The sequence below is a fragment of the Kitasatospora sp. SC0581 genome (assembly GCF_048159585.1).
In the GTDB taxonomy this organism is placed as follows: Bacteria; Actinomycetota; Actinomycetes; order Streptomycetales; family Streptomycetaceae; genus Kitasatospora.
The window spans coordinates 86,333-102,883 of record NZ_JBLRWA010000010.1; the positions used below are offsets into that span (position 1 = coordinate 86,333).

The window sequence follows — 16,551 nt, forward strand, 5'->3', positions numbered from 1 at the left end:
CCACGATTTCAGGAGGACAGGCCTCCGCAACGGGAGGGCCGCCACGCGGATCGGAGGCAGTCCGAGGCCGGTCGGAGGGCGGCGCCCGCGGTGGTGTTACGGTCGCACCGCGCCGACCAGCCGGCCGGGCCGAGGACAGTGAGGGAGCAGGGCGTCGTGGACGGACACACGGATCCATACAAGGTGTTCATCGACGTGCTGGCCCACCGCCACGCGGGTGCCCAGCGGCAGGCTCTGACCGGGGAGTCGATCGCCGCCTACACCGAACTGAACCACCTCCTGGGGCGCACCAAGGGAACGCTGGCAAGGACGGTGTGGCTCGACTGCGCCGACGAGCTCGACCGGTGCGTGAGCCTCTACAGAGACGCCTGGATGCGGTTCGCCTCGGTGGTCGGCGACGACTACCCGAACGGTGCGGACACCGCGCCCTCGCCGGAGCTGGGCCCGGAGACGACCCGAGCGTTCCAGGAGGCCGCGGACGGGCTCCGGGCCGCGCTCGCCGTCCTGCGGAGGGAGGCCCGCCTGCTCGGCTGCGAGAGCTGGGCTCGCTAGGGGCTTCCCTCCGACCCGGGTGGCGGCGGGGGATGCGGGGGATGCGGGGAGGGGCGGTGGCGGGGCCTGTCACAAGTGGAGTGCCCGCCACCGCCGGAGTGCAGAGAGACCGCCTCGGGCCACCGGGGCCGGGCGGTCTCTGCTGTTCGGGCGGGCCCATGCGCCAACACGGCCCGCTGCCGATGTTCCCGAGATGTTGGAGTGAACAGCGCCCCCCGGGTTCCGGACCCGCAGGTCCGGGTGACGCCGCTGTCAATCGTCACACCCGGCCAGGACGGCTTACAAGGGCGCGCTGCACAAAGGCGCATCAAAATCCGGTTTCGATTCGTTGAACTGCGGCTTTCTGGTACGACGTTCGCAAGATTTCAGGTAGGGGCCGGGACTGTCGCGCATCAATCCGCGCGATGTTCGCGGAACCGATTGGGATTCACCCATATGCCTGACAGAGTGTCATCCAACGGGCACCCCGTGCGACGCCAACCGCACAAGTGCCCACCCGTTGGAGTGGACAGTGATATAGGAGGGTTCCCTCGATGACGAGGAAGCGGAACAAGCGCGTCCCCATCCCCTGCGCGGACGGCGTCCCGAGGCCCGCGCGCCGCCCGGCCCTGCCCTGGCCGTTCGTGGCCGGACAGTCGTCCGTGACGGCCGTGACGGCCGTGACCGCCGGCCAGGTGGCCGTGGTGATCGTCGTGGTCGTCCTGACCGTCGCGCTCACCGCCGCCCTGGTGGCGACCGGCATGTCCGCCGGAGTGGCGCTCGAACTGACCACCGGGGGCTGGCTGTTGGCCTCCAGGCTGCAAAGGGGACGGGCCTAGGGGAGAGCGCCTGCCTGCGATGGGACGCCGAGAGAACCCGATCGAGACGACCGAGCCGGCGCTGAGCCGACTGGCCGCCTGGCTGCGGGAGCAGCGCGAGCAGGCCGGGTTGACGTACAGTCAGCTCGCCGTTCGGACCAACTACCACGCCACCACCCTGCAACGGGCCGCCAGCGGGCGCTCCCTGCCGAGCTGGAAGGTCGTCGAGGCCGTCACCGGCGAATGCGGCGGCGACCTCAAGACGGCCCGGCGCAAGTGGGTCCACGCCAACTACTGGGCCCACGTGCCCCGCCCCTCGGGGAGCCGGCGGCTGCGCGCACCGAGGCGGGTCGACCCCCAACAGGTCGACTCCTTCGCCGACTTGCGCCGGGCGATGCACGAGATGCGCCGCAAGGCCGACTGGCCCTCCCTGCGGGAACTGGACCGCCGGGCCCGCGACCGGGGCGGGCGCCTGCCCTCCAGCACGCTGGCCCTGGTCCTCAAGGGCGAGGCCCCGCTGCGCAAACCCGTCTTCCTCGCCTACATGGAGGTCTGCGGGGTCCGGGAGGCCCGCCGCGCCCTGTGGGCGGCGGCCTGGGACCGGACGAACAACGCCCGCACCCCGTTCCCGGTCAACTCGCGCACGTACCAGAGCGAGTTCACCCGGGCCATGCAGTCCTCCAGCGCCGGGACGTCGACGGACATCCTGTTCCGGCTCTGGATGACCCTGCGCACCAACCTGGCCGCCGACCGCGACGATGGCCCCGGCCACTCCGGCGCGGCGGGCCGCGGAGGCACCGACGACAACCCGCCGGTGCTCGTGTGACCCGGTCCGCGGCCGGGACGCGCCAGCCGCGTCCCGGCCGCGGGCCCCAGCCATCCACGGACGGGCACCCGCCCGCGTCCCCGTCGCGGGCCGGCATCTGCCTGCGGGCCGGCGCCCGCCCGCGCCACCTGCGGGAAACCTCGGGACACCTCGGGAAACTCGGGACACCACCATGCCGACACCACCACGCCGCCCGGCCGCCCCCGGGCCCGCCCTGGGCCTGTGGGCGCTGCACGACCTCCACCTGCGCCACTACCTGGACTACGCCGCGCTGCTCCTGTCGCCCGCCGACGCGCCCCTGGCCGTCCGCGCCGCGTTCGAGGAGCTCGGCGGCCACTGGCTCGACGCCCTGGCCACCGCCAGCCCGGCCGCCTGCGCCTGGCAGGCGGTGCGCCGCCGCGTCTGCGCCCTGGCCGGCCCCCGGCCGCTCGGCCCGGTCGCCCACCTCACCGCCGCCCAGCAGGACGTCCTGCTGCTGCACCTGGTCCTCGACCTGTCCGCCGCCGAGATCGCCGCCCTCACCGGCACCGAGCCCGCCGCCGTCCACGTCCAGCTCCGCTCCCTGGCGGCCGCCCGCCGCTGAGCGGACCCGCCCGGGGGTGCCCCCGCCGCGCGGCGCCCGGGACAGGGCCGGCGGGCCGGCCCGTACGGCCGGCGGCGCACCCGGAGGTCACCGGTGCGCCGAAGAAGAGCGCCGCGAGAATTCCCGTTTCGGCCCGAGGCCTGTTACGGTCGTAGGAGTTGCAGTTTTGGTTCCCATGAACTCTGTGTGCGCCTGCTGATTCCCATCGCAGGCGTATTTTTTTTCTGAGATCCCGGCGGGTCATCAGTGCGGCGACGAGTAGCCCGCGCAGTGCGGTCTACAGCGCCTTAGAAGGAGAATTTCCCATGGCTTTCGGCACCGTGAAGTGGTTCAACGGGGAAAAGGGCTTCGGCTTCATCCAGCAGGAAGACGGCGGCCCGGACGTGTTCGCCCACTACTCGAACATCAACGCCTCGGGCTTCCGTGAGCTGCTCGAGGGCCAGAAGGTCGAGTACGACGTCACGCAGGGCCAGAAGGGCCTCCAGGCGGAGAACATCCGTCCCGTCGCTCTCTGACATTTCCCGCCGCACGATTCTCGAATCGTAGAGGGAACCGGGGCCCGTACCGCACAGGCGGTACGGGCCCCGGCCCATGTCCGCCCGCCGTCGCCGACCGTTTTCCTTATCCGCGAACCGGAATAAAACGGGCATGAGGGAATCCGCCCACGCGCCGGACTCGGCGGATCGGCCGTACGAGCCGGTCCACGCCTTCCCGCCCTCCGCCGACCGTCCCGTGCAGAAGCCGGCGGTCGCGCCCGCCCCGGGTTGAGCCCGACGGCGGACCGGGACCGTAGACGTGGACGGGGCGCCCGCTGCCGGAGCGGGCGCCGCGGCGCGAGGAGGCAGGCGTGCTCAGGTTCCACGGCGCATGGCGGATCACCGTGGTCGGCACGAGCGCCGACTTCGACCAGCGGGCGGTCGTGCGCGGCGCGTACGGACTGCGGGTGCTGCCGGGGCGGGTCGGCGCCACGATCGCGGTCGACGAGGAGAGCTGGACGCTGTCCCTGGAACACCGCCCGTTGGGCCGCACCTGGCAGCCCAACCTGCGCACCACCCCCGGTCCGGTCACCGAACACGACGGCCTGCGCAGCCAGTTGCTCACCAGCAACGACCGCCACTGGCCGGGCAAGCCGCTCGGCTACGTCAACTTCGTGCTGCGCCTGGAGCAGAGCGTCGCCCCGACCGGCGTCCCCCCGCTGCCGTCGCCGTCGCCGGGGGAGTACGGGCGGGCCACCCGGTAGCCCGACGGCGGGTCCGGGGGCTACCCCCAGGCCGGAGCGGCCCGCTGGCCGGGTGTTGCGGCGGGCGGGCGCCGAGTTGACTGGTCGTATCCGCACCAGCCGACCGACCGAAAGGCCGTCACCCGTGTCGTTCCGCACGACCGTCCGCACCGCCCCCCGTACCACCGCCGCCCGGACGACCGCCGGCGAGCCCGCCTCCCGCCGCCGCGGCGCCCGGATCGCCGCCGTCGCCGCCTTGGCCGCCGCGCTGGGCGCCACCGCCATGAGCGGCAGCGCCTCCGCGATCGTCAACGGCCGTGACTCCACCGAGCGTTACCCCTTCATGGCCACCCTCCCGCTGAGCGCGAAGCAACTCGCCGACGGCGCCTGCGGCGGCACCCTGATCGACCGCCAGTGGGTGCTGACCGCCGCCCACTGCGTGGTGGGCACCGAGGACACCGGCGTCACCCTCAAGGGCACCGTGCGCATCGGCAGCGCCCACCGCGACAGCGGCGGCAGCGTACGGAACGTCGAGCGCGTCGTCGTCCACCCCGGCTTCGGCTTCGGCGACGGCGCCACCCGCCCCAACCACGACGACCTCGCCCTCGTCCGCCTGGACCGCCCCGCCGCCGGGCAGCCCATCCGCATCGCCGACCACCCCGGCACCCCCGGCACCCCCACCCGGCTGCTCGGCTTCGGCACCGTCGTCGACACCCAGGACTACCAGCAGATGGTCTTCCCCGACCGCCTCCAGGAACTGCCCAGCCGCATCGGCGCACCGGCCGACTGCGCCCCCGGCTACGCCGACCCCACCCGCCTGTGCACGCTCAGCCGCGTCCCGCAGGCCATGGCCTGCTTCGGCGACTCCGGCGGCCCCCAGATCCAGCGCGGCCGCGGCGGCCGCTGGGAACTGGTCGGCACCACCTCCGGCCCCGGCGCCCCCGGCGTGCCCTGCGCGGGCGGCCCCGGCCTGTACACCGACGTGCCCGCCTACGCCCCCTGGATCCGCGCCACCATCGCCGCCGGCTGACGGCCCGGCACCACCACGCGGCTAAAGTCCCAGGTGAGAACCGTCGCGCCCGAGGAGAGCCCGCCATGCCGACCGACCCCGCCGCCACCGCAACCCCCGCCCCCGCCGCGCGCCCGCACCCCGCGCGCCTCGGCCTGGGCACGGCGGCCGTCGGCCGGCCCGGCTACATCAACCTCGGGCGCGACACCGACCTGCCCGCCGACCGCACCGTCGACGCCCTGCGCGCCCGCACCCACACCCTGCTCGACGCCGCGTACGCCGCCGGCGTCCGCTACCTCGACACCGCCCGCTCCTACGGCCGCGCCGAGGAGTTCCTCGGCCAGTGGCTCGCCGAACACCCCCGGGCCGCCGCCGAGGTGACGGTCGGCAGCAAGTGGGGCTACACCTACACCGCCGACTGGCGGACCAGCGGAGTCGCCGCGCACGAGGTCAAGGAGCACTCGACGGCCGTCTACGACCGCCAGATCCTCGAGACCCGCGCCCTGCTCGGCGACCACCTGGACGTCTACCTCGTCCACTCCGTCACCCCCGACAGCCCCGCCCTCACCGACCTCGCCCTGCACCGGCGCCTCGCCGCCCTCGCCGCCGACGGCGTGCGGGTCGGCCTGTCCACCAGCGGCCCCGCCCAGGCCGACACCATCCGCCGGGCCCTCGCCGTCACCGCCGACGGCCGCCCGCTGTTCACCGCCGTCCAGGCCACCTGGAACCTGCTGGAGACCTCCGCCGCCCCCGCCCTCGCCGAGGCCCACGCGGCCGGCTGGCTCGTCGTCGTCAAGGAGGCCATGGCCAACGGCCGCCTGGCCGGCCGCAACGCCACCGGCCCCGACACCACCGCCCTGCGCACCCTCGCACAGCACACCGGCGCGACCGCCGACGCCCTCGCCCTGGCCGCGGCCGCCGCCCAGCCCTGGGCCGACACCGTCCTCTCCGGCGCCGCCACCCCCGACCAGCTCACCTCCAACCTCGCCGCCACCCACCTGCGCCCCACCCCCGAGGACCTCACCGCCCTCGCGCCCATGGCCGAGCCCGCCGAGGCCTACTGGCACACGCGGGCCGCACTGCCCTGGTCCTGACGGGGCGCCCGCCGCCGGGCGTTGTCGGTGCCCGCCCCTACGGTGGGCCGCATGATCGAGCACCCGGACCTCGCCACCGCCCTCGCCGCCCTGCCCGTCGACCTGCCGCCCGGCCGACTGGTCACCGAGGAGGACGGGCGGGAGCCGCTGCTGTGGATCAGCGACGACCCCGCGCCCGCCGGGCTGTGGCGGCAGCTGCACCGCGCCCACCCGCAGACCGGACTGTGGCCGCTGCTGCTCAGCCCGCTGGACCGCGACGACGACTACCGGCCCTGGCTGTCCGGCGAGCTGTACCCGGCCGAGGCCTCCGAGCCCTCCCGCTACGACCCGCAGGCGCTGCTGCGCGGCTGGTGGAGGCAGGTCGACGAGGACGGGGACGGGGACGTGAGCGAGGACGCCGGGATCCTGGACGAGGCCCTGGCCCCCTACGGCCGCACCTGGCCCGGCCTCGCCCCCGCCGCCACCGTGCCCGACGGCGCCGCCGGCACCGAGGCCCGGGAACTGGCCGAGGTGCTGGGCTCCGTCAAGGACGTCCGCCTCGGCCTGGTGCGGGCCGGCAGCGGCGCCGAGGCGCTGACGGCCTGCGGCTGGGGCGGCCCGGCGAACCACGCCGGCACCGGCAGGATCGCCGCCGTGCTCGCCGACTGGGAACGCCGCTTCGGCGCCCAGGTGGTCGAAGTCGGCTTCGCCACCCTGGAGTTGAGCGTCCCCGTGCCGCCTGCCACGCTCGCCGAGGCGCTCCCGCTGGCCGCCGAGCACACCGCCTTCTGCCCCGACCTCGTCTTCCAGGGCACCGGCACCCTCACCGCCTACGCCGAGCAGCTGGTGGGCGCCCACCAGTGGTCCTTCTGGTGGGACTGACCTGACCCCGGGGGGTACGGGGCCGGGGGGCCGACGTCCCCGGCCCCCCGGACCCGCCCGGCGGCCGCGCGCCGCCGGTGTGGCATGCTGCGCCGGGCCGCGAACCGAGCGCGAGCACCGACCACACCACCCCCCCCGAGGAGCGCGCCCTGAACACCGCCTGCGCCGAAGCCCTGTCCGCAGGACTGCTGGTGCTCGTCCTGGTCTGCGCCGTCGCCCGGCCCTGGGGCTGGCCGGAGGCCGTCGTCGCCGTGCCGGCCGCCGCCCTGCTGGTGGCGACCGGCGCCGTCCCGCTGGAGCACGCCACCGCCGAAGCCGCCCGCCTCGGACCGGTGATCGGCTTCCTGGCCGCCGTCCTGGTCCTGGCCAAGCTCTGCGACGACGAGGGACTGTTCCGCGCCTGCGGGGCCTGGATGGCGCGCAGCGCCGCCGGACGCCCGCGCCGCCTGCTGGTCCAGGTGTTCACCGTCGCCTCGGTCGTCACCGCCGTGCTCAGCCTGGACGCCACCGTCGTCCTGCTCACCCCCGTCGTCCTCGCCACCGCCGCCCGCCTCGGCGCCCGGCCCGCACCGCACCTGTACGCCTGTGCCCACCTGTCGAACACGGCATCGCTGCTGCTGCCCGTCTCCAACCTGACCAACCTGCTCGCCTTCACCGCCAGCGGCCTGAGCTTCGGCCGCTTCGCCGCCCTCATGACGCTGCCGTGGCTGGCGGCGGTCGGCGTCGAGTACCTGGTGCTGCGCCGCTGCTTCGCCGCCGACCTGGACGCCGCCCCGGCCGAGACCCCCGAGACCGGACCGGCCCCCGCCATGCCGGTCTTCGCCCTGGCCACCGTCGGCTGCACGCTCGCCGGGTTCGTCCTCACCTCCGCGCTGGACGTCAACCCGGCCTGGGCGGCGGCCGCCGGCGCCACCGTCCTGGCCGCCCGCGCCCTGGCCCGCGGCCACGCCACCCCCGCGACGGTGGTGCGCTCGGCTGCCCTGCCGTTCCTGGCGTTCGTCCTCGCCCTGGGCATCGTGGTGCGCGCGGTCGTTGACAACGGCCTGGCCGCCGGCCTCGCCCACCTCGTCCCGTCCGGCACCGCGCTGCCCGCCCTGCTCGCCACCGCCGCCCTGGCCGCCGTCCTCGCCAACGTCATCAACAACCTGCCCGCCACCCTCGCCCTGGTGCCGCTGGCCGCCCCCGTCGGGCCCGGCGCCGTCCTCGCGGTCCTGCTCGGGGTGAACATCGGCCCCAACCTCAGCTACGCCGGCTCGCTGGCCACCCTGCTGTGGCGCGGCATCGTCCGCGACCGCGGCGTACCGGTGGACCTGCGCGAGTTCACCCGCCTCGGCCTGCTCGCCGTCCCCGCCACCCTCACCGCCGCGGTCCTGGCCCTGTGGGCCTCGCTGCGCCTGATCGGGGTCTGAGCGGGGGCCTGACGGGTGCCGGAGTGCTGTGACCGCGCCGGGCCTACGCGGGGCGCAGGACGGGATCGATCCCCGCCAGGACTTCGTGCAGCCGGCGAGCCCCCGAGGCGACGCGGTCGTCAGTGCTCCGCGACATCTCCTCGCACAGCCGCATCGCGTCGTCCCGATCATCGGAGAAGATGCCGAACACGTCGACGACCGCCCTGTGGATCCACTCGCCGTGATTCAGGTCGGCGACTGCCAGCGCGGATGCGACGATCGACAGCCCGGCCCTGTCCTTCCGCCGGAGCAGGGCTTCCGCGGTCACCAGGGTGACGAAGGTGTCACCCTGGTCGAGCACGAGCCCGAGCAGCGGCCCGAGGGCCTCCCGGACGTCGGCGAACCCTGCCAGGCCGTGACCGGCATCCGCCCGGTCCCGGTAGTCACGGCTCCGCCCGAGCTCGCCGAGCGCCGCGACGGCCGCGCGCCTCAGGTCATGCTCCACCTGTTCGCCCACCCTCCCACGATCGTCACCCCTGCCGGCCGCCATCATGCCAAGCCCGGCCTGGTGCCGCCGTGTCGTGGCGGAGCAGGAAGTCGGCGGGTCCGACGTCCCGCGTCGGGGAGTGGCCGGCGGGCCCGGTCCGGTCAGTACTCGGAGCTGGGGGCCGGTGTGAGCGGGCCGAGGTCCGGTGCGTCGCGCAACTCCACAGCCGTGCCGTGGCGTTCGAGTTCCAGGACGACCAGTTCGTTGGCGCCGGCCTGCCACAGTGGGGCGGGGGCGTAGAGGGTGCGCTGGGGGCCGGCGGCGCAGTGGCGGCCGAGCAGGAAGCCGTTGAGCCAGAGCAGTCCGCGGCCCCAGTGGGGCAGGGCGATGAACGCGTCGGCGGGGGAGGGGAGTTCGGCGGTGAAGCGGTGGAAGGCCGGCTCCCCGTCGCGTACCCCGGTGTCGTCGGTGAAGCGCAGCACGGACAGGTCGGTCAGCGGCAGGGGGCGGATCTGCCAGTCGAAGAGCCGCTGGTGGCCGTGCGAGACGCCGCGGGTGATGCCCTTGCGGTCGTCCATCTGCGGGCCGTAGTTCACCCGGCCCAGTGCCTCGACCAGGATGTCCAGCACGACGCCGTCGGCCCCGGTGGCCAGCGGCAGGGTCGCGCCGGGGGAGTTGCGCTCCAGCGTCCCGAGCGGGCGGCCGTCCGCGAAGACCTGCGCCCGGTCGGCCAACCCGTCGATGCGCAGCGGCAGTTCGGGGCGCGGCCCGGGCACGCGGGTGCGGTAGTGGATCAGGCCGCGGTCCTGCCCGACCTGTTCCATCGGCAGCGGTGCGGCGTGCCGGCGCGGCCGCGACAGCGCGTCCAGGGCCTCGGCCAGGGGCGCCCGCCCGTGCGCGCGCTCCAGCCGCTGCGGCGCCACCCGGGCTACGGGGGCGGGCAGTTCGCCGTCCGGCAGGGGCAGGTAGCGGCCGATGACCTCGCGCAGGGCGTGGAACTTCTCGGTCAGTTCGCCGGCCTCGCCGATCGGCGCGTCGTAGTCGTAGCTGGTGACGGTCGGCTCGTAGCCGGCGTCCAGCGGGTGGGCGCCGGAGTGGTTGGCGCCGGACCACAGGCCGAAGCTGGTGCCGCCGTGCGCCATGTAGAGGCTGACGGAGGCGCCGGTGGCGAGGAGTTCGTCGAGCGAGGCGGCGGTCTCCTCGGGGTCGCGGACGTGGTGCGGCAGGCCCCACTGGTCGAACCAGCCGATCCAGAACTCCATGGCGGTCAGCGGGCCTTCGCCCTGGTGGCGGCGGAGCACCGCGAGGCGCTCGGGGGCGCGGGAGCCGAAGGTGGCGGTGGCGAGGTGGCCGGGGATGGCGCCGCCCTGCTGCATGGTGTCGTGGGCGCCGTCGGCGGTGAACAGCAGGCAGTCCACGCCGCGCCGCACCAGGCCGTCGCGCAGGTGGGCGAGGTAGGCGGCGTCGTCGCCGTAGCTGCCGTACTCGTTCTCCACCTGCACCGCCACCACCGGCCCGCCCCGGCTCGACAGCAGCGGCAGCAGCTCGGGCGCCAGCGCGTCGAACCAGCCGTCCACCTCGGCCAGGTACGCCGGGTCCGCGCAGCGCAGCCGCAGCCCGTCCACCGCGAGCAGCCGGGCGGGCAGCCCGCCGAACTCCCACTCCGCGCAGATGTACGGGCCGGGGCGCAGGATCACGTCCAGGCCCAGGCCGCCGGCCAGCCGCACGAACCGGGCCACGTCCCGCCAGCCGGTGAAGTCCACCGTCCCGTCGGGCAGTTCGTGGAAGTTCCACGGGACGTAGGTGTCCACCGTGTTCACGCCCAGCGCCCGCACCCGCCGCAGCCGGTCCTCCCACAGCCGCGGGTGCACCCGGAAGTAGTGCACCGCCCCGGCCACCACCCGGTGCGGCACCCCGTCCCGCACGAACCCGTCCGCGTCGTACCCGAGCATGCGCACACCCCGCCTTCCCGCAGGACACCCCCGCGGGCCCCGGAGGCCCCGGAGACCCGGCACCGCCGAGCCTAGGTCCTCTCTTTCGGATCACGTCGGATCAGCGCGCGGCGTCGGGGTGCGTGCATCGCAAGGCGGAGGAGGGAGTCCATGCGGTGGGGGCACCTCCCGGCCGCCAGGCTGGGGGCCATCGGCGACCGACGACAACGCGGCGAGGTGCGTGCTCCGGCGTCGCGCGCCCGGCATGATCCGAAAGAGAGGACCTGGCGAGGAACCGGCCGTGGGGGCCGCTCGTGCTCAGGTGTCGTAGCAGCCGTTCCAGGGGGCGGAGAAGGCCAGGCCGTCCGGGTGGAGCTCCATCCAGACGCCGTCCTCCTCGTCCTCCTCTTCCTCGTCCACCTCCAGGACCAGGCCGAACAGGGCGCCCTCGAAGCGGACGTCGAAGGGCGCGATGGCGATGTCCTGGTAGCGCCGCCCCGGCAGGGCGTCCAGCCACTGCTCCAGCAGCCGCCGGGCCGCGGCGATCGCCTGCTGCTCGCCGTCCGCCGTCGTGCCGGTGAACTCGATGCGCGAGCCCAGGTGGCGGCCGGCCTCGTCGAAGCGGTGGAGGACGGCGTGCCAGCGCTTCTGCGGCTGCCAGTCGTCGCCGCTCCAGCCCTCGCGGTAGGCCGCGACGACGGTCGCGTAGAACTGGCCGCCCTCGCACCGCCCGATGGTGCGGGTGCGGTAGTCGGGCTGGTAGCCGATCGGGATGACCTTGGGAACGTTCACGGGCCGAACCCTAGGCCCCACCTGCGACAACGCGCGCCGGCGGGGGCCGGCGGAGCAGGGATCCCGACCGCCCCGAGGACGCACACTCCCGCCGCGATGCCCAGGGACCGCCGCCGACGGCGCGGCTCCTCGCCGCCCGCTGCCGCCGTCGAGCCGTCCCGCGTCTGGACCCCGCCCTGCGCTTCCTGTGATCATGCCGCTGAACTGAGCGGATGCCGGCAGTCGCGGTGACACGCGGCCGTAGCCGGGGGCGCGGGAGACCACGAGAGGGAACGACGGTGCACACAACCGACATCAGCGGGCTTCTGGAGCTCATGCCCCCGCCCGAGGGGGCCGGTGAATCCGGTGACTGGGCGGTGGTCGAATCGGCGTGGGGTCTGCGGTTCCCGCGCGACTACGTCGAGTTCGTCGCGCGGTACGGGGCGGGGGAGATCGACCGGTCCCTCGCCGTGTTCGCCCCCGACGAGCTGATGCCGCCGGACGCCCCGCAGCCGGGCATGCGCGGCATGACGGAGGAGGCGCGCCTGCTCTTCGAGGAGGAAGGCGAGCCCACCGGCGAGCTGCGCTCCGCCGGGCAGATCGTCGCCTGGGGAGCGTCCTGCACCGCCGACACGCTGGCCTGGCTGACGGTCGGCGACGACCCCGACGCGTGGCCGGTCCTGGTCCTGGACCGCGACGGGGGCGCGCCCCGGGTCTTCGGCCCGGGCATGGTCGGGTTCCTCCACGGGGTGGTCTCCGGGGCGGTCAGCCCGAGCCCCGTCGGCGCCGTCGTCGCCTGGGGCGAGGAGCCGCCCCGCTTCGTCCACTGGCGGGCGGGGTAGCGGCCGGCCCGGGCCGGAGCCGCGTGCGCCCGCTACCGCGGCGGCAGGCCGAGGGCGGGGAGGTGGTCGGCCATCAGGAGGGCGACGAGTTCGCGGCGGGAGCGGACGCCGGTCTTGTGGAGGATGGCGGTGACGTGCTGCTGGACGGTGGGCACGGTCAGGTGGAGCAGCGCGGCGATGTCCTTCGTACTGGCGCCGCGCACCGCGTGCAGGGCGACCTGCTGTTCGCGCGGGGACAGGCCGTGGGCGAGGATCGCCAGCGGCAGGCGCTGGACGGGGGAGGCCGGGGAGGCGACGACGGCGACGCCGCCGCGCCGGCCGTCCAGCGGGGAGGCGTGCAGGGACAGCCACTGGCCGTCGGGGGTGCACACCCGCACCTCGGCGGGGCCGCCGCGGCGGGCGGCCTGGCGGGCGACGGTGAGGAAGCCGCTGGGCACCCCGCCGGTGTGGGCGGTGGGTTCGGCCATCCGTCCGATCAGGTCGCGGGCCGCCGCGTCCGCCGAGCGCAGCCGCCCGTACCGGTCCAGGATGGCGACGGCCGGTGCGGGGACGGGCGGCAGGGGGCGGGCGCCGCGCAGGGCGGCGAGGTGGGTGTCGCGCAGGGCGGCGCCGATCGGGGCGGCGACGCGTTCGGCCAGGCGCAGGTCGGGCAGGTCGTAGCGGCCGCGGGCGCGTTCGCGCATGAACGCCGCGGAGCCCCAACGGCCGCCGCCCACATCGAAGTTGATCCGCAGCTCGTCGCCGTATCCGCAGGGGTTGAGCAACTCCCGGTAGCGGACGCTGCGTTCGGGGCGGCCGTCGGTGGCCCGGTCGACGGTCTGCGCCCGGTGGCCGGCGGTGCGGATCGCGGTGAAGGTGGTGGAGTCCTCGCCCTGGAGCTCCAGGTGCACGGCCTGCTCGAACTGGGCGGGGTCCAGGCCGTCGGCGACGGTGGAGGTGGGGAACCCGGTGACCGGGTCGTTGCCGTGCCAGCAGCCGCCGTCGTAGCCGAGCGGTTCCAGCAGCAGGGTGTGCAGCTCGCGGAACAGCGCGGCCGCGAGTAACCCGGAGGACGCCAACTCGCCTATGGAACCCAGGACTTCCCGCTCAACCTCACGTCGTTTGGCCACGGACGGAATCCTACGGACGCAGGGTCTCCGTGTCCGGTGAACGGACGAGGAAGGACGGGTACGGAGCGATGGGGAGAGGCGCCCGCCCCCGCCGGTGACCGGCGTTCCCGTCCGTCACCGGCCGTCGCGCTCGCGCCACCAGGCGACCGTGGCCCGCAGCTGCTCCTCCAGCGGCGTGGCGCGCACCGTGAACGCGGCCTCGTACGCGGAGCAGTCCACCGTGAACGGCCGGTCGAACTGGTAGCGCGTCTCCCGCAGTTCGCGCAGCAGCGGGGAGAACAGCCCCGCCACGGCCAGCGCCGCCGCGGGCAGGCGGCGCACCGCGACCGGGCCGCCGCCGGCCTCGGCGGCCAGCCGCTCGACCATCGCGCGCACCGACAGGGGAGGGGCGGTGGGCACGTGCCAGGCCCGGCCCCAGGCCCGCTCCTCGCCCGCGAGCTCGGCCATCGCCCGGGCCACGTCCGGCAGGTAGGTCCAGCTGTGCGGGGCGTCCGGGTCGCCGAGCGTCGCGACCGGGCGGCCCTTGAGCAGGTTGGGCATCACCCGCGCGGCCAGGTGGCCGCCGTCGGTGACGCCGGGGCCGAAGAAGTCCGAGGCCCGCACCTCCACCGCCCGGATCCGCCCGGCCTCGTGCAGCGCCCGCGCCCGCTCCCAGGCCGCCGCCCGCACCCGCCCCTTGGGGCCGGTCGCGGCGAGCGGCAGGTCCTCGGTCAGCGGCCCCGTCACCGGCCCGTAGCCGTACAGGTTGCCGAGCATGACCAGCACCGCGCCGCTCTCCTCGGCCGCCGCGCACAGCGAGGCGCTCAGCGCCGGCCAGAGCCGCGCCCACTGCGGCAGCGGCGGCGCGGCGCAGCCGTGGACGGCGACGGCACCGCGGGCGGCCCGCGCCAGGGCCGCGGGGTCGCTCGCGTCCAGGGGGAGGTGCTCGACGCCGGGGACGGACGGCCCGGCGGGGCGTCCGGTACGGGTGGCGACCCGGACCTCGTGGCCCTGTTCGGCCAGCAGGCGGGCGGTGGCGGCCCCGGCGGGCCCGTGTCCGACGACCAGGTGGAAGCTCATCCGCCACACCCTAGTGGTGGCCCCGGACGGGCGGGGCGCGGTGCGATATGTAGCCGGGTGGGGGGAATGGGAGATTCGGCAAATAATTGGTATGGCAGTCGTAAAAGTAGATCTATGCTGTTGGCGTTTCATGATCCTTCGTACAAAGCAGGTCTTGCTCAAGATGAAGCTGCCCCGGGTGTCCGCCGTCGTCGCGGCCGCCGTTCTGGCCCCCGCCGTCCTCTTCCCCACCACGGCCTCGGCCACCGACACCCCCAAGCCGACCGGCGTCTCCGGCCCCGACACCGGCTCCGACTCCGCCAAGGACACCGCGCCCCAGGCCGACGGCCAGGAGCAGCGCGACCGCGCCGAGGTCAAGCGCATCCTCGCCGACCCGAAGAGCGGCGTCGGCGTGCGCGAGGCGGCCGAGAAGGCCCTCAAGGGCGGCGCCGCCGAACTGCGCCACTTCCTGGACGTCGAGTTCGACGAGCAGACCAGGATCGACAACCAGGTCCGGGTCTCCCAGATCTACGCCGTCGGCGGCCCGGCCGTGAAGGCGGCCGCCAAGGCCGCCCTCCGCGGCACCGACGAGGACATCACCGCGTTCCTGACCACCGGCCAGTACGTCGCCCGCGCCGAGGACGAGGACCGCGCCAAGATCGCGGCCATCATCGCCGACCCGCTCACCGGCCCCAAGGTCCGCGAGGCCGCCGAGAAGGCCCTCAAGGGCGGCGCCGCCGAGCTGCGCCACTTCCTCGAGGTCGAACTCGCCGAGAAGCAGCAGCCCGACAACCTGCTGCGCCTCACCCGGATCGCCGACGGCGCCGAAGGGGCCGGCCCCGCGCTGCGCCTCGCCGCCGCCGTGGCGCTGAACGGCAGCTACCAGGACGTCCTCGACTTCCTGGCGACCGGCCAGTACGCCGCCCGCGCCGAGGACGAGGACCGCGCCAAGGTCGAGGCCCTGGTGGCCGACCCCAAGACCGGCCCCGGCGTGCGCGAGGGCGCCGAGCAGGCCCTCAAGGGCGGCGCGGCCGACCTGCGGACCTTCCTGACGACCAAGCTGCCCAGGCTGCGCAGCGACGACAACCGGGTCAAGCTCAGCCAGCTCATGGACCAGGGCGGCCCGGCCGTGCGCGAGGCGGCCAGCAAGGCGCTGGACGCCGGCACCGACGCGGCCGTCGACGCCTTCCTCAACGAGGGCTTCGCCAAGGCCCAGTTCGAGGACGACCGGGTCGAGGTGCTGCGCGTCATCGCCGACAAGGAGACCGGCCCGCACACCGCCGCGGCCGCCCAGAAGGCCATGGACGGCAACGCCGAGGACGTGCGGCGCTTCCTGACCGTCGAGCTGCCGAACCTGCGCTTCAGCGACAACCGGCTGAAGGTCTCCCAGATCATCGAGACCGGCGGCCCCGCGGTGAAGAAGGCCGCCATGGCCGCCTACGAGGGCAGCTACGCGGACCTCCTGGCCTTCCTCAAGGACGGCTGGGCCAAGGCCCAGGCCGAGGACCAGGCCGCGGCGGCCAAGCAGGGCAACGGCGCGGGCAGCGGTACGGGGACGGGCGCGGGCACCGGTGGCACCGGGCAGCAGCCGCAGACCGTGCAGCCGGCCGGCCTCACCACCGGCACCGGGACCGGCACCCGTACGGGCGGCGGCACCACCGGCACCACCGGTTCCGGCGCGCTCGCCGCCACCGGCACCGACGGGCTCGGCTGGGAGGCCGGCGGCGCCGCCGCGGCCCTCGCCGCGGGCGCGGCGCTGGTCGTGGCCGCCCGCCGCCGCTCCACCGAGAGCTGACACCCGGGAGCAGAACCCGGGAGCTGAATCCGGAAGCAGAACCCGGGGGCTGACACCCCCTCGCGTCCCCGTCCACCGCCCACCCGGGCTGCGGACGGGGACGCGCTCGCGCTCAGGGGCCCGGGCCGTCCGACCGCCCCGCGAAGGCGGCGCCGGGCCGCCCCGTCCAACCCCAGGCAGCCCGGCCCCCCGCCCCCGGCCGACGCGGCGGCTGGCGCGCCGCCTCGAAAACGGCCCGGCGCCGGGTCC

Annotated in this window: 17 protein-coding genes; 12 read left to right on the plus strand and 5 right to left on the minus strand. The window is 75.2% G+C overall.

Features of this window, described 5'->3' with window-relative positions:
• The first annotated feature begins 156 nt into the window (after positions 1 to 156).
• From ACLWS4_RS18205 to ACLWS4_RS18250, 10 genes are all read left to right on the plus strand, one after another.
• Complete coding sequence (locus tag ACLWS4_RS18205) at positions 157 to 552, plus strand: hypothetical protein (protein WP_416874610.1); 396 nt, start codon at positions 157 to 159, stop codon at positions 550 to 552.
• A gap of 533 nt (positions 553 to 1,085) precedes the next feature.
• The gene (locus ACLWS4_RS18210; protein ID WP_387821092.1) at positions 1,086 to 1,370 is read left to right on the plus strand and encodes a hypothetical protein; all 285 of its coding nucleotides are present in this window, start codon (positions 1,086 to 1,088) and stop codon (positions 1,368 to 1,370) included.
• A gap of 19 nt (positions 1,371 to 1,389) precedes the next feature.
• Positions 1,390 to 2,175, plus strand: a complete 786-nt coding sequence (locus ACLWS4_RS18215) for a helix-turn-helix domain-containing protein (RefSeq protein ID WP_049657953.1) — start codon at positions 1,390 to 1,392, stop codon at positions 2,173 to 2,175.
• 172 nt (positions 2,176 to 2,347) lie between these two features.
• On the plus strand, positions 2,348 to 2,758 hold the full coding sequence (locus ACLWS4_RS18220; RefSeq protein WP_074001055.1) for a sigma factor-like helix-turn-helix DNA-binding protein: 411 nt from the start codon (positions 2,348 to 2,350) through the stop codon (positions 2,756 to 2,758).
• Between the two features lie 305 nt (positions 2,759 to 3,063).
• Positions 3,064 to 3,273 (plus strand): cold-shock protein, encoded by a 210-nt coding sequence (locus ACLWS4_RS18225; protein ID WP_049660537.1) that lies wholly within the window; start codon positions 3,064 to 3,066, stop codon positions 3,271 to 3,273.
• A gap of 332 nt (positions 3,274 to 3,605) precedes the next feature.
• Positions 3,606 to 3,998 (plus strand): hypothetical protein, encoded by a 393-nt coding sequence (locus tag ACLWS4_RS18230; protein ID WP_375874349.1) that lies wholly within the window; start codon positions 3,606 to 3,608, stop codon positions 3,996 to 3,998.
• Between the two features lie 124 nt (positions 3,999 to 4,122).
• The gene (locus ACLWS4_RS18235; RefSeq protein ID WP_416874611.1) at positions 4,123 to 5,007 is read left to right on the plus strand and encodes a S1 family peptidase; all 885 of its coding nucleotides are present in this window, start codon (positions 4,123 to 4,125) and stop codon (positions 5,005 to 5,007) included.
• 65 nt (positions 5,008 to 5,072) lie between these two features.
• A complete protein-coding gene (locus tag ACLWS4_RS18240; protein WP_416874612.1) occupies positions 5,073 to 6,080 on the plus strand; it encodes an aldo/keto reductase in 1,008 nt (335 codons plus the stop codon).
• A 51-nt stretch (positions 6,081 to 6,131) separates the two neighbouring features.
• Entirely contained in the window at positions 6,132 to 6,941 is an 810-nt protein-coding gene (locus ACLWS4_RS18245) for a DUF4253 domain-containing protein (RefSeq protein ID WP_416874613.1), read from the plus strand.
• A gap of 149 nt (positions 6,942 to 7,090) precedes the next feature.
• The gene (locus tag ACLWS4_RS18250) at positions 7,091 to 8,350 is read left to right on the plus strand and encodes an SLC13 family permease (RefSeq protein ID WP_387969316.1); all 1,260 of its coding nucleotides are present in this window, start codon (positions 7,091 to 7,093) and stop codon (positions 8,348 to 8,350) included.
• 43 nt (positions 8,351 to 8,393) lie between these two features.
• On the opposite strand, the gene ACLWS4_RS18255 is transcribed toward ACLWS4_RS18250, so the two are convergent.
• From ACLWS4_RS18255 to ACLWS4_RS18265, 3 genes are all read right to left on the minus strand, one after another.
• Positions 8,394 to 8,846 (minus strand): hypothetical protein, encoded by a 453-nt coding sequence (locus ACLWS4_RS18255; RefSeq protein WP_416874614.1) that lies wholly within the window; start codon positions 8,844 to 8,846, stop codon positions 8,394 to 8,396.
• Positions 8,847 to 8,977: 131 nt separating this feature from the next.
• Positions 8,978 to 10,768 (minus strand): glycoside hydrolase family 35 protein, encoded by a 1,791-nt coding sequence (locus ACLWS4_RS18260; RefSeq protein ID WP_416874615.1) that lies wholly within the window; start codon positions 10,766 to 10,768, stop codon positions 8,978 to 8,980.
• Between the two features lie 297 nt (positions 10,769 to 11,065).
• Positions 11,066 to 11,539, minus strand: a complete 474-nt coding sequence (locus tag ACLWS4_RS18265) for a hypothetical protein (protein ID WP_416874616.1) — start codon at positions 11,537 to 11,539, stop codon at positions 11,066 to 11,068.
• Positions 11,540 to 11,817: 278 nt separating this feature from the next.
• Between ACLWS4_RS18265 and ACLWS4_RS18270 the strand changes: the two genes are divergently transcribed.
• The gene (locus tag ACLWS4_RS18270; protein WP_416874617.1) at positions 11,818 to 12,360 is read left to right on the plus strand and encodes a hypothetical protein; all 543 of its coding nucleotides are present in this window, start codon (positions 11,818 to 11,820) and stop codon (positions 12,358 to 12,360) included.
• A 32-nt stretch (positions 12,361 to 12,392) separates the two neighbouring features.
• On the opposite strand, the gene ACLWS4_RS18275 is transcribed toward ACLWS4_RS18270, so the two are convergent.
• Positions 12,393 to 13,469 carry a response regulator transcription factor gene (locus tag ACLWS4_RS18275; protein WP_416874618.1) on the minus strand — a complete coding sequence of 359 codons (1,077 nt, stop codon included), beginning with the start codon at positions 13,467 to 13,469 and terminating at the stop codon, positions 12,393 to 12,395.
• 114 nt (positions 13,470 to 13,583) lie between these two features.
• Positions 13,584 to 14,528: an NAD-dependent epimerase/dehydratase family protein gene (locus ACLWS4_RS18280; protein WP_416874619.1), complete on the minus strand. Its 945-nt coding sequence runs from the start codon at positions 14,526 to 14,528 to the stop codon at positions 13,584 to 13,586.
• A 163-nt stretch (positions 14,529 to 14,691) separates the two neighbouring features.
• On the opposite strand from ACLWS4_RS18280, the gene ACLWS4_RS18285 reads away from it, so the two are divergent.
• On the plus strand, positions 14,692 to 16,302 hold the full coding sequence (locus ACLWS4_RS18285; RefSeq protein ID WP_416874688.1) for an ALF repeat-containing protein: 1,611 nt from the start codon (positions 14,692 to 14,694) through the stop codon (positions 16,300 to 16,302).
• Positions 16,303 to 16,551 lie beyond the last annotated feature (249 nt).

Excerpts from the sequence above, each read along its gene's own strand:
- ACLWS4_RS18210 (WP_387821092.1), top strand. The coding sequence starts at position 1,086 with ATGACGAGGAAGCGGAACAAGCGCGTCCCCATCCCCTGCGCGGACGGC.
- ACLWS4_RS18215 (WP_049657953.1), top strand. The coding sequence starts at position 1,390 with ATGGGACGCCGAGAGAACCCGATCGAGACGACCGAGCCGGCGCTGAGC.
- ACLWS4_RS18220 (WP_074001055.1), top strand. The coding sequence starts at position 2,348 with ATGCCGACACCACCACGCCGCCCGGCCGCCCCCGGGCCCGCCCTGGGC.
- ACLWS4_RS18225 (WP_049660537.1), top strand. The coding sequence starts at position 3,064 with ATGGCTTTCGGCACCGTGAAGTGGTTCAACGGGGAAAAGGGCTTCGGC.
- ACLWS4_RS18240 (WP_416874612.1), top strand. The coding sequence starts at position 5,073 with ATGCCGACCGACCCCGCCGCCACCGCAACCCCCGCCCCCGCCGCGCGC.
- ACLWS4_RS18245 (WP_416874613.1), top strand. The coding sequence starts at position 6,132 with ATGATCGAGCACCCGGACCTCGCCACCGCCCTCGCCGCCCTGCCCGTC.
- ACLWS4_RS18260 (WP_416874615.1), bottom strand. The coding sequence starts at position 10,768 with ATGCTCGGGTACGACGCGGACGGGTTCGTGCGGGACGGGGTGCCGCAC.
- ACLWS4_RS18280 (WP_416874619.1), bottom strand. The coding sequence starts at position 14,528 with ATGAGCTTCCACCTGGTCGTCGGACACGGGCCCGCCGGGGCCGCCACC.
- ACLWS4_RS18285 (WP_416874688.1), top strand. The coding sequence starts at position 14,692 with ATGAAGCTGCCCCGGGTGTCCGCCGTCGTCGCGGCCGCCGTTCTGGCC.